The following is a 12,001-nucleotide window of genomic DNA, read 5'->3' as shown; positions in this document are numbered from 1 at the left end:
AAAAATAGGTGGGCACTTTCCTTCTTTGACTAGTTCCTAAAATCACTGCTTCTATGCTGTGTCCCTGCTTTTCTAAAATCCCTTTAAGCACCTGAGCTTGGGTCATGTGCCCCCTTCCTTCACCCTGAACGATAAATAAAAATTTCATTTTTCGCTTTTAATAAAAGTTCTTGGCCTGATTGATTGTAATGTCCTTCATCTTAACCACCTTGTTTTTATCGGTTTGGCTAAAATCCAGTTCATTGTAGTAAATCAGTTGCCAATTCCCTTCGTGATCCTCAGCCAGGGCACTAAGAGATTCCACCCAATCTCCGGAGTTATAATAGTCAATGCCATCAATATTTCTAATTTCTGCCTTATGAATATGGCCACAGATTATCCCATCACAATTCTTTGATTTGGCAATTTTACATAGCTCTTTTTCAAAGTCATCTATATAAGTAACAGCCGATTTAACTTTGGATTTTACATATTGGGAAAGGGAAAAGTATGGCAAGCCTTTTTTGCGACGATATAGGTTAACTTGAGTATTGAGCCACAGCAAAAAGGTGTAACCTATATCTCCCAAATAAGCTATCCAGCGAAGGTTGGTGGTGATATTGTCAAAGACATCCCCATGTGTGATGAAATACCTTCTGCCATTGCTCTCATAAATCATGTCTTTCAGAATAGAAAGCCGACCGATTTCAAGGGGAAGGACCTGATCTAAAAAATCGTCATGATTGCCACGGAGATAATAGACCTTGGTTTTATTTGAATCTATCATTTTCAAGATTCTATTGAATACCCTGGTGTGCTTTCTCTTCCAGCTGCCTGACTTTTTTAGTTGCCATCCATCGATAATATCTCCATTTAGGATCAAGTTTTCACATTCGTGCTGCTTTAAAAACCTGACCACTTCTTTGGCTTTGGAACCTTTGGTTCCAAGGTGGATGTCAGATAGAATAATCGTTTTAAAATTTGTCTCCAAAATGATTTTATTTTGGAAGCAATTTAATCATGCCAAATAAACTGGTAATGAAGCCCTTATTATTTAAATGCTAATTTGGAGGGAGGATCCTCTGTCTATATGAAGGAATTGTTAAAAACCGAATTATACCAAAGAGAAAAGTAGTGTTTGTGCTACAAAGAAGAATTATGCATTGAAAATTAATTTAAAAACAGTTCCTTCACCCACTTTTGATTTAACTTGAAGGTTGCCTTTGTGCCGACGCATGATTTGTTTAGAAAGGCTTAGCCCAATACCCGAGCCTTTTTGCTTGGTAGTGAAAAAAGGAATAAAGATTTTATTCAATGCCTCTTCTTCGATTCCTTTTCCGGAATCTTCCAGTTCAATGATTATCTTTCCATTGTCATCAATGAAAGCCCGCAAGGTTATTTTCTTGCTTGGTGTTTCTTCCACTGCATGGATGGCATTCTGAACCAGATTGATCAATACCTGTTCAATTAAGGAACAATCAGCAAATAAAAGCAGGTCGTTGGGATGAATTTCTTTATTAAACTGGATGGATTTTTCTTCATTTTGGTTTTGAAACAAGATGTCTAGCCTGTCAAAAAGTTCTTTTAATTTTATAGCTGTAAATTTTGGCAAAGGCACATGAGCCAGACTTCTAAAATCGCTAACAAAATTGATCAAGCCTTCACTTCTTTTCTCTATCGTGGAAATGCCCATTTGATAATCTTGTAAATCATCCTGTTCTACCTGTCCTTTATTTTTGATCTTGTCTTTTAAATCAGTGCTTATGGTGGCTGCTAAAGAGGAAATGGGGGCAATTGAATTCATGATTTCATGGGTAAGTACCCGGATAAGGTTTTGCCAGGCTTCCATTTCTTTTTCCTCTAGCTCACTTTGAATATTCTGTAAGGAAACCAATTTAAACTTCGTATCCCTCAATACCAGTTCTATGGCATAAACGGACAATTGCATGATTCCATCTGGATGGGCGATTTTTATAAGTTCACTTCCTCCTGTCCGTAGTTGGTCTATAGCTTGATACAATTCCTTATTGATACCTGAAATCTCTCGAATGTGATTGAGTTTATCAATGTTGAGCATCCGCTTGGCAGCCGTATTGAGTATCTGTACACTTCCATCCGCCTCAAAGGTGATTAGTCCGATGCTGAGGTGCTGAAATACTGTTCTGAAATATTGAAAGTTGGCTTCTTTTTCCAGTTGGTCTTCTTTGAGTTTTGCCAGGATGGCGTTGAACTCAATATGGAGGTCATCTGTTTCTGTGCCATCAAACTTCACCGGATATACTGTAGCATAATTGTTTTGCTTGATATTGTCCAGAAACTGTCTGACTTTTTTGAAACTGCTTTCTGCATAGCGGATAAGCAGTATCAATTGAACAAAAGTAAGAATGATAAATAATGAGATGGCAAATACTCCTGCATCATTGCCGATGATATATGCCAGAAAGAAAAGACTTAATGCAAGCACAAAGACCCTTCCCAGTAAACCTATTTTATAATCCATATTTTTCTAACCTTCTGTATAGGGAAGCCCTGGTCAACCCCAATTCTTTCGCTGCTTTAGAAATATTACCACTGTTTTTGTCGATTGCCTTTTGGATCATGTTTTTTTCCACTTCATCGAGATTTAAGGTGTTGGTACTTATTTTTTCGTTAGCAGGTTTTGCTGATAGAAAAAAGAAATCCCGACTGTCTAGTTCCTCTCCTTCGGCCATGATTATGGCCCTTTCTATGGCATGCTGAAGTTCTCTGATATTTCCCGGCCAACTGTACCTTTGCAGCAATTGATGTGCGCTATGTTTCAGACCTTTAAATTCTTTTCTGTATTTGCTTGCATAGACTTTAAGAAAATGTTCAGCCAATATAGGGATATCATCCTGTCGGTCTCTGAGTGGCGGAAGAAAAATTTCCACCGTATTAATCCTATACAATAGGTCTTGACGGAAAGTGCTTTCCATAATCATATTGTGAATGGGCATATTGGTCGCACATATCAGTCGAATATCTATGGGCAACGATTTGTTGGAACCAATTCTTGTAACCTCCCTTTTTTGAAGGGCTGTTAATAGTTTGGATTGTAAGGGCATGCTGAGGTTACCTATTTCGTCCAAGAATAAGGTGCCATTGTCTGCCACCTCAAATCGCCCTGCACGGTCTTCTTTTGCATCTGTATAAGCCCCTTTTTTGTGTCCAAATAATTCGCTTTCAAACAAGCTTTCTGTAATAGCCCCCATGTCTACCCCAACAAAAATCTCATCATTTCTCTCAGATTGGTCATGAATGGCACGCGCAATCAATTCCTTTCCTGTTCCATTTTCACCCAAGATCAAAACGTTGGCATCTGTTTTTGCCACTTTTTCAATTATAGAGAATACATTTTTCATGGAAGCACTGCGGCCAATAATTTCCGAAAACGGTTTTTTCAAGTCTGCTTGAAGTTGCTTCTGACGACTTGAAAGCTTGTCCACTTGATTGTAACTTTCTTTTAATTTGATGGCGGCTGATAAGGTAGCTAGCAATTTCTCATTTTGCCATGGCTTTAGGATGAAATCTGTGGCTCCTTCTTTAAGTGCTTGCACCGCCATTTCCACGTCTCCAAAAGCGGTTATCAGGATTACCACAGCCTTGGGATCGATTTCTTTTATTTTTTTAAGCCAATGAAACCCTTCCTTACCGGAGGTGGTGTCCTCCGTAAAATTCATGTCGAGAAGAATGACATCGTAAGTGTTATTGTTGATCAAAAAAGGAATTCTTCTTGGGTCTTTTTCAATGTTTACTTCTTTGGCATGTTTTTTCAATAACATTTTGGCTGCAAAAAGCAGGTCTTCATTGTCATCTACTATTAAAATTTTACCTAAATTTTTCTCCTCCATTGTTTTTGATTTTTAACTGCTGAAATTATGCCAAGCTTTAATACCCCAAAATAAGAAAAATTGTGTGTATTGGTAGAAAAAAATGTTCGAAAGTGAACAAATTCTTTTCGAATTTGAACACAATGACATTCGTGAGTTCTAATTTTTTAATAGCCTGATATTTCTGTTACCTTTGTGCATCAAACAAAAAAAACATAAATTATGTCTGTAGCAACTAAAGGAAATACCGTAAAGGTACACTACACAGGAAAACTTAAAGACGGAACAATATTCGATTCTTCTAAAGACAGAGAGCCTCTTGAGTTCGTTTTGGGAGATGGCAAAATGATAAAAGGATTTGACGTGGCCGTAGAAGGCATGAAGGTAGGCGACGATAAAAGTGTAACAATTCCAACTGACGAAGCTTATGGTCAGAAAAGAGAGGACATGATGTTAGACGTACCTTTGGATCAGGTGCCTGCAGAAATTAAACCTGAGGTTGGAATGGACCTATCCATTCAAAACCAACAAGGACAGCCCACTCCGGTAAAAGTGGTACATGTAGACGAAGCTAAAATCACACTTGATGCCAACCATCCTCTTGCAGGAGAAGATTTGGTATTTGATATCCAACTTGTTGAAGTAATCTAAATTTGGATCATATAATCTAACAATAAAAAAAGGACTTGTTATTCAAGTCCTTTTTTTTATTCCTTTGTTTTGGTTTGTTTATCAATTGTGCCAGGAGGGTTGGCATAAATACTTTTTGTTTTGTTGTATTTGGCATTGCCAACTTCCACAACAAATATTTTGCTGTTTAGATGGGTGAAGTCATAGTTTTTTTGAAGGCCTTCATCAGGTAAAAGCTGGTCTTGCAAAATAAGGTTACCTAAGATATCAAAGATTTTCACTTCCGTTGACTGGGTATTCGGTTTATCTAGGATAAGTTTAAACTTTTTATTTCCCAATGATTGCAAATTAAAGTTTACCGTAGGGGTGTTTAAATCCTTTGGAAATGAAATTTCTGTTTCAAAGGTCCTGCTAACGTTCTGAGCCTCTGCAGAAAATCTCCCCAATTGGAAAAGTGCTAAAAAAAGGAGTACAGATACTGTAAATTTTAAGGTGTATTTTTCTACATTCATTAATGTGCAAATAGCAAAGATCGATCCGAATAATTTTAAAAATTCAACTTTAATTAATATAATTTAACAAAATTATAACTAATAAACGAATTATTGGCCCTAAAGCAATAAATATTACTCTGTTTTATGTAAATGGTTGTATGGTGTTTTATTAGAAATTTTCAGGGCGTTTATAAACAGCCAGGATCTTTTCGTTGGCCAAACACAGCTGTAAGGAAGAAAGGCTTATTTTTTTAAAGTTTTTATTTTTAGGAATAGCAAATGATTGGGATTTTTTGGTCAAGTAATTGATCTTGATCAATTGGTCATCTTGAATCACATAAACATAATCTCCTTCTACTACCGACCTGTTTTCTGTGGTAAGAGAGATTTTCTCTATAAAATTGGCTTGATTGTCAAAAATATACAACCCATCTTCAGCAATTTGAAGAAACAACATATTATTTCTTTCAGTTAGCAAGATCACTTTCAGGTCATTCTGTTGAATCAGCGTATTCAAGGCCTGAGCTTGCAAAAGCTCATTGTTGATAAGGCTAAACTTAATTAAATTAAGAGCTGACTCATCGTACAGCCACAGGCTATTGTTGTTGCCGGGGCAGGCTTGACTTACCCAACCTGAGGAAATTGACGCATCGATGGAAAGTTTACTAATCGGGTTTAGAAACCTGTCCAAAAACTCAAATCGTTGCAGAGCTGAGCTAAAGAGAAAAACATTTACAGTATTGTAGGCATCCAAATTTGTGACGGGTGCACTTAATGATGTAGCCAATTGATTGATTAAACTTCCTTTTGAATCGTACTGAAAAAGATAACCTTGATTATCTGTCACAAAGATATCGCCTCTGTTATTGGTGGCCAGCTTATCTATTCCCGATAGGGAAAGCTCCCATAATTGGTTAAGGTCATCGTTTTGTCCATAAACATTTCCTCCCATACAAAGCAACAATAGGCTCGCTGAAAACGTCTTAATTAGCCTTAATTGCATAGCCATTGTACTGCTTAAGTTGAAAGCTTATTCCGTCAAATTCACCGTAATAACATTGATTCACCCATTCTCCCAGATTGAAATACACTGAAGTGTCATTGATAGGTAAATTTAAAGGTAAGTGTCTGTGGCCAAATATATAATAATCAAAATGAATTTTGTTTTCAATATCTCTGCTGTATTGAAAAAGCCATTCCTGTTCTTTACCTTTAAATTCATCTTCCTTCTTCAACTCGTTCGAGAGGCGACTGTTTTTGGACCAGGCTTGAGCTATTGCGATTCCAATATCCGGGTGTAGCCATTTGAACAGCCATTTACATAAGCTGCTGGTAAAAAACTTTTTGAGCAATTTGTATTTTCTATCTCCCGGCCCCAAGCCATCACCATGTCCAACGAGGAAACGTTTGTGATTTATTTCAATCTCTTGAGGGTGGTGAAATACGGGTATTCCCAATTCTTCGGAAAAGTAATCCTTCATCCATAAATCGTGATTACCCGTGAAAAAAAACATAGGTATTCCCTTGCTTCTCATCATGGTGATCTTGGCGAAGAATCTAAAAAATCCTTTAGGTATTACTTTTTCGTATTCAAACCAAAAATCGAATATATCCCCTACAAAAAAAATTGCAGCAGCATCTGCTTCAATTTCGCTTAGCCACTTAACTATTTTATCTTCTCTTTGTCTACTGCTAATGTCATCCGGAGTTCCAAGGTGAAAGTCTGAAACAAAATAGACCTTTTGAGATTGCTGTAATGTGATGTTCATAGAATTGTTGCTATTTGTAGCAATTTGAGATGGCGGCATGCTTTGGAAACGATCTGTTTTGCTTACAAAATTACTGTTTATTTATAAAAATAGCTTATAGACCACCAATATATCAAAAAAGGAGGGTTTCCCCTCCTTTAATTATTGTGACTGTATCGTTTGACTTAGACCTTAGTCTTTGTTTTCCACTACATCTTCTTTTTTATCATCCGTATCTGTTCCATCGTTCTTTGGTGCTTCGATGGCTTTGTCATCGGTTTTTAACTTGGTAAACTTTTCGTAAGTTGTTTCCTTGTCAAAAGGCCGCTTACCAATAAGCTCCTCCAAGTCTGCTTGGAATAATATTTCCTTCTCCAAAAGCTCCTTGGCTATTTTAACCAATTCATTTTTCCTCTCCCTTAAAAGGTCAAGGGTCCTGGAATAAGCAAACTCAATAAGTTTGCGCACTTCTTCATCTATGGTCTGAGCCGTATTGTCAGAGTAAGGTTTGTCAAACTTGTATTCACCACCTTTGCTGTCATAGAAAGAAACATTACCTATTTTATCATTCATTCCATACACAGAGACAATGGAATAAGCCATTTTGGTGATTCTCTCAAGATCACTTAATGCTCCTGTAGAGATTTTACCGAAGATAATTTCTTCAGCAGCTCTTCCTCCCAATGCCATACACATTTCGTCGATAAGCTGTTCGGTTTGGTAAAGGAATTGTTCTTTTGGAAGGTACTGAGCATAGCCCAAAGCAGCAATTCCTCTAGGGACAATACTTACTTTAACCAATGGATCGGCATGTTCTAAGAACCAACCGGCTACAGCATGTCCTGCCTCGTGGTAGGCAACTATTTTTTTCTCCTCAGGAGAGATGATTTTATTTTTCTTTTCCAAACCACCAATTACCCGGTCCACTGCATCTTGGAAATCTTGCATGTCCACCGCGTTTTTGTTTCTTCTCGCCGCTATTAAAGCAGCTTCATTACAAACATTGGCAATTTCTGCACCTGCAAATCCCGGGGTTTGGGCAGCTAGTTTTTTCGGCTCTATATCATCTGAAGTTTTGATGGGCTCTAAGTGAACCTTAAAGATAGCTTCTCTACCAACAATATCGGGCTTGTCAATGCTTATCTGGCGATCAAAACGGCCTGCTCTTAGCAATGCGCTGTCGAGTACATCCGGGCGGTTGGTTGCTGCAAGGACAATTACTCCTGAATCCGTTCCGAACCCATCCATTTCTACCAATAGGGAGTTAAGGGTGTTTTCTCTCTCGTCATTGGATCCGGGCATCTGTCCTTTTCCTCTGGATCTGCCTATGGCATCTATTTCATCAATAAATATAATACAAGGCGCTTTTTCTTTGGCTTGTTTGAATAGGTCACGAACCCTCGCAGCACCTACCCCTACAAACATCTCCACGAAGTCGGATCCGGAAAGTGTAAAGAAAGGAACACCTGCTTCCCCAGCCACTGCTTTGGCAAGTAAAGTTTTACCTGTACCCGGAGGGCCTATTAGTAAAGCTCCTTTTGGTATTTTACCCCCCAGTTTGGTGAACTTGGCAGGGGTTTTTAAAAATTCTACAATTTCTTCAACCTCTTCTTTTGCTTCGTCTAAACCTGCCACATTGTCAAACGTGATTTTAACTTTGTTTTCAGCATCAAACAATTGGGCTTTTGACTTGCCTACATTAAAGATTTGTCCTCCCGGTCCACTTGGTCCGGACATCCTTCGCATCATCATCCAAAAAAGGAAGAAAATTAAAATCAAGAAGCCGAAACTTGAAATCCAGTTGCCCCAGCTCTCTTCTTCTTTAGCTGAATAACCTATTCTTTGCTCTTCAGGTAATTTTTCTTCCAGCTGTGAATAATTTTCTATAAAATTATCAACAGAGGCGATCTTAATTTTATAATGTGGTCCCGTAGGATTTGAAAACCTGTTCTGACTCTCCAGTTCATCTTTATACCTTTGGTTTTCGAGTGCCTCCTCTTTTAGAGTGACTTCAACATAATTTTGATTAAATATGACAGTTACTTTCTTTACGTCATTGCTTAAAACCATGTCCTCAAAACGCTTCATGGTAATTTCAACAGTGGCCGTGTTTTGATTAAACCAGGTGACGCCAATAAGGACAATGACCGCGGTTATGATCAACCAAAGTTGAAAATTCGGCTTTTGGGGAGGTTTTGGAACAAATTTTTTAGATTTATTATTACTCATGTCGGTATTTTATAATGCTTGAATTTTTTTAAAACGAATTAGATAAAAGAAAGTTTCTACCTAAAGTATTATTACGAACTGATTTTGGTAATCTTAGCATCCCCCCAAAGTTCCTCCAATTGGTAAAACTCCCGCGTGTCTTTTAAGAAAATATGAACAACAACATTTGCATAGTCAAGTAGGACCCATTGGCGCGTGTTTTTTCCCTCACTCATCCATGGTCTTTCCTTATTCGTTTTATAAACCTCTTCTTCGATTGCGTTGGAAATACCATCAACCTGTGTGTCGGATGTGGCTGAACAAATCACAAAAAAATCAGTCATCGTGCTAAAGATATCTCTCAAGTCCATCAATACGATGTTAGAAGCTTTTTTATCTTCCATTCCTTTTACAATAACCTTGCACAGCTCTTCTGCCGTCATATATTTATTTATCGTGTAATTTAAATTTATTTACTTTGTTATCCATAACTTGAGATGAAACATTAAATATCCAGATTATGGGGTGAAATAACTAATAATAGATGCATAAAATCCTTGCCAATACTGTTTTTTTAGGAAAAGAAATTATAAACCTGACAGACTGTCACTCTACCAACGACGTTGCGCTTTCGATGGTTCGGTCAGGACTTATTAATGATGGCGCAGTTGTCATTGCACACAATCAAAGTAGGGGCAAAGGGCAAAGAGGGAGCCAGTGGGAATCATTGCCAGGGCTAAACCTGACTTTCTCCTTGGTCTTATTTCCTTCCTTTTTATCTATCAATGATCAATTTATCTTGAACATGGCCATTGCCATTGGGGTTAAGCAAGGCCTCAATCGATATGTAAATGACGTAGCAGTGAAATGGCCGAATGATTTTTATTATCAAGGCAAAAAGCTGGGAGGGATGTTGCTTGAAAATCGTTTAAAAAGTCAATATCTGGACTACTCTATTATTGGTTTAGGTATCAATGTCAATCAGACAGCATTTAAGACGAAAGGAGCCATCTCATTAAAAGGCATTTTAGGAACTGATTTGGATTTGAATAAAGTCCTGAGCGAAATTTTAAAGAATATTGAAAAATGGTACCTTCATTTGAAAACCGAATCATTTAAATCCATTAAAGAAACCTATCAAAACAGCCTTTATTTGTTTGATAAGTGGGCTACCTATGATGATGGAGAGATTTTTTCAGGTAAAATTACCGGAGTGGGGAATTTTGGCCATTTGGAAATGCTTAAACAAAATGGAAAACATATTCGTTATGAGCTAAAACAAATTAGGCTAATTAGAAATGACTAATTTTCATTTGTGTTCACTTATACCTAAATTTGACAAAATTTTCCTAGAAACTATATAATTTCAAATATGTCAGCAACGAAATCACAGGAATACGTTCAATATAAAGTAAAGGATATTTCTCTTGCCGATTACGGTCGAAAAGAAATAAGACTTGCTGAAAGTGAAATGCCCGGATTAATGTCCCTTAGAGAAGAGTTTGGAGATTCTCAACCTTTGAAGGGGGCAAGAATTGCGGGTTGTCTTCACATGACAATTCAAACTGCAGTATTGATCGAAACTTTGGTCGCTTTAGGAGCTGAGGTTACCTGGTCTTCTTGTAATATTTTTTCCACCCAGGATCATGCTGCAGCAGCAGTGGCGGCAGCAGGTGTGAGCGTATATGCATGGAAAGGGCTTTCCGAAAAAGACTTTGATTGGTGCATAGAGCAAACCCTATTCTTCGGTGAAGAAAAAGAGCCTTTGAATATGATTTTGGATGATGGCGGAGACTTGACCAATATGGTATTGGACAAGTACCCTGAGTTGGTAGGCAATATCAAGGGGCTTTCTGAAGAAACCACCACAGGTGTGCATAGGCTTTATGAAAGGATGAAGAATGGAACCTTGCCAATTCCTGCGATTAACGTAAATGACTCTGTCACCAAATCTAAGTTTGATAATAAATACGGTTGTAAAGAGTCATTGGTGGATGCCATTAGACGTGCAACAGATGTAATGATGGCCGGGAAAGTAGCCGCCGTAGCAGGTTATGGTGATGTTGGAAAAGGGTCTGCAGCCTCTCTTCGTGGAGCCGGTGCTAGAGTCATTGTTTCGGAAGTGGATCCAATTTGTGCTTTGCAGGCGGCCATGGACGGTTTTGAAGTTAAGAAAATGATTGACGCAGTTAAAGAAGCGGATATCGTAGTTACAGCCACCGGTAATAAAGACATTATTACAGAAGCACACTTCAGGGCACTTAAAGACAAGGCCATTGTTTGTAATATTGGTCATTTCGACAATGAAATTGATATGGCCTGGTTGAATGGAACTTATGGCAATACCAAAGACGAAATCAAACCTCAGGTAGATCTATACAATGTAGATGGTAACGACATCATCGTTTTGGCTGAAGGAAGACTAGTGAATTTGGGCTGTGCTACAGGTCATCCTTCTTTTGTGATGTCCAATTCATTTGCTAACCAAACTTTGGCCCAGCTAGAATTGTGGAACAATACCGACCAATACAAGCCGGGAGTCTATATGTTGCCTAAACATTTGGATGAAAAGGTAGCTGAATTGCACCTTAAGAAATTAGGCGTTGAATTGGATCAATTGTCAGAAGACCAAGCAGAATATATTGGAGTGGCTCCTCAGGGACCATTTAAGCCTGATTACTACAGGTATTAATAGATCCTATTTTCTCATTAAGAATGCCTCAACCATTGTATTATGGTTGAGGTTTTTTGTTTTAATGATTGCTAAAGCATGGAAGAATGTAGCAAAGCCTTAAGTAGCTAGTACTAAAATAAGATAGCATGCTTTACCTGCATAAGGTAAAGCCTTTATTATTTTTAGATGCTTTCTGCCAATATTTATTTATTCTCCTTAAGAATTACTTAATATTAGATGAGAAAAGATTGGTGCTGTATTTTGGCCAACTATTTTTAGACGGTTTCGTGAAAAATGTAGCATTATTAGTCTTTTTTTAAAGCCAAAGAAAAAAAATACAATTTAGGGGACTGATTAGAAGTAAAACTTTGTTAATTACACTTCATAGATTAAATAATACAGGCAATATGAAATCAGTAT

11 protein-coding genes are annotated in these 12,001 nt (G+C 37.7%); 3 read left to right on the top strand and 8 right to left on the bottom strand.

The features are described 5' to 3' along the window. Window positions 1-157 precede the first annotated feature (157 nt). The 3 genes from AAC037_RS08845 to AAC037_RS08835 form a co-directional block, all read right to left on the bottom strand. Window positions 158-970, bottom strand: a complete 813-nt coding sequence (locus AAC037_RS08845; protein ID WP_303612670.1) for a UDP-2,3-diacylglucosamine diphosphatase — start codon at window positions 968-970, stop codon at window positions 158-160. Between the two features lie 165 nt (window positions 971-1,135). Continuing rightward, on the bottom strand, window positions 1,136-2,479 hold the full coding sequence (locus tag AAC037_RS08840) for an ATP-binding protein (RefSeq protein ID WP_339902645.1): 1,344 nt from the start codon (window positions 2,477-2,479) through the stop codon (window positions 1,136-1,138). Continuing rightward, window positions 2,469-3,848: a sigma-54 dependent transcriptional regulator gene (locus tag AAC037_RS08835; RefSeq protein ID WP_339902644.1), complete on the bottom strand. Its 1,380-nt coding sequence runs from the start codon at window positions 3,846-3,848 to the stop codon at window positions 2,469-2,471. The genes AAC037_RS08840 and AAC037_RS08835 overlap by 11 nt, the downstream gene beginning before the upstream one ends. A 201-nt stretch (window positions 3,849-4,049) precedes the next feature. Between AAC037_RS08835 and AAC037_RS08830 the strand changes: the two genes are divergently transcribed. Further along, a complete protein-coding gene (locus AAC037_RS08830) occupies window positions 4,050-4,478 on the top strand; it encodes a peptidylprolyl isomerase (RefSeq protein ID WP_339902643.1) in 429 nt (142 codons plus the stop codon). Window positions 4,479-4,534: 56 nt separating this feature from the next. Here the strand turns inward: AAC037_RS08830 and AAC037_RS08825 are convergent, their stop codons facing one another. From AAC037_RS08825 to rsfS, 5 genes are all read right to left on the bottom strand, one after another. Continuing rightward, window positions 4,535-4,969 (bottom strand): hypothetical protein, encoded by a 435-nt coding sequence (locus AAC037_RS08825; protein WP_339902642.1) that lies wholly within the window; start codon window positions 4,967-4,969, stop codon window positions 4,535-4,537. A 151-nt stretch (window positions 4,970-5,120) separates the two neighbouring features. Beyond that, a complete protein-coding gene (locus AAC037_RS08820; RefSeq protein WP_339902641.1) occupies window positions 5,121-5,954 on the bottom strand; it encodes a hypothetical protein in 834 nt (277 codons plus the stop codon). Further along, the gene (locus AAC037_RS08815) at window positions 5,935-6,720 is read right to left on the bottom strand and encodes a UDP-2,3-diacylglucosamine diphosphatase (protein ID WP_339902640.1); all 786 of its coding nucleotides are present in this window, start codon (window positions 6,718-6,720) and stop codon (window positions 5,935-5,937) included. The genes AAC037_RS08820 and AAC037_RS08815 overlap by 20 nt, the downstream gene beginning before the upstream one ends. A gap of 171 nt (window positions 6,721-6,891) precedes the next feature. Then, window positions 6,892-8,928: an ATP-dependent zinc metalloprotease FtsH gene (ftsH, locus tag AAC037_RS08810; RefSeq protein WP_339902639.1), complete on the bottom strand. Its 2,037-nt coding sequence runs from the start codon at window positions 8,926-8,928 to the stop codon at window positions 6,892-6,894. A gap of 71 nt (window positions 8,929-8,999) precedes the next feature. Then, window positions 9,000-9,350 carry a ribosome silencing factor gene (gene rsfS / locus AAC037_RS08805; RefSeq protein WP_339902638.1) on the bottom strand — a complete coding sequence of 117 codons (351 nt, stop codon included), beginning with the start codon at window positions 9,348-9,350 and terminating at the stop codon, window positions 9,000-9,002. A 101-nt stretch (window positions 9,351-9,451) separates the two neighbouring features. Between rsfS and AAC037_RS08800 the strand changes: the two genes are divergently transcribed. Beyond that, the gene (locus tag AAC037_RS08800; RefSeq protein WP_339902637.1) at window positions 9,452-10,213 is read left to right on the top strand and encodes a biotin--[acetyl-CoA-carboxylase] ligase; all 762 of its coding nucleotides are present in this window, start codon (window positions 9,452-9,454) and stop codon (window positions 10,211-10,213) included. Window positions 10,214-10,279: 66 nt separating this feature from the next. Beyond that, the gene (ahcY, locus tag AAC037_RS08795) at window positions 10,280-11,599 is read left to right on the top strand and encodes an adenosylhomocysteinase (protein ID WP_339902636.1); all 1,320 of its coding nucleotides are present in this window, start codon (window positions 10,280-10,282) and stop codon (window positions 11,597-11,599) included. Window positions 11,600-12,001: the final 402 nt, after the last annotated feature.

The organism is uncultured Cyclobacterium sp., assembly GCF_963976465.1.
Classification (GTDB): Bacteria; Bacteroidota; Bacteroidia; order Cytophagales; family Cyclobacteriaceae; genus Cyclobacterium.
The sequence above is the reverse complement of the archived record's forward strand: the minus strand, read 5'-3'. Positions and strand labels throughout refer to the sequence as shown.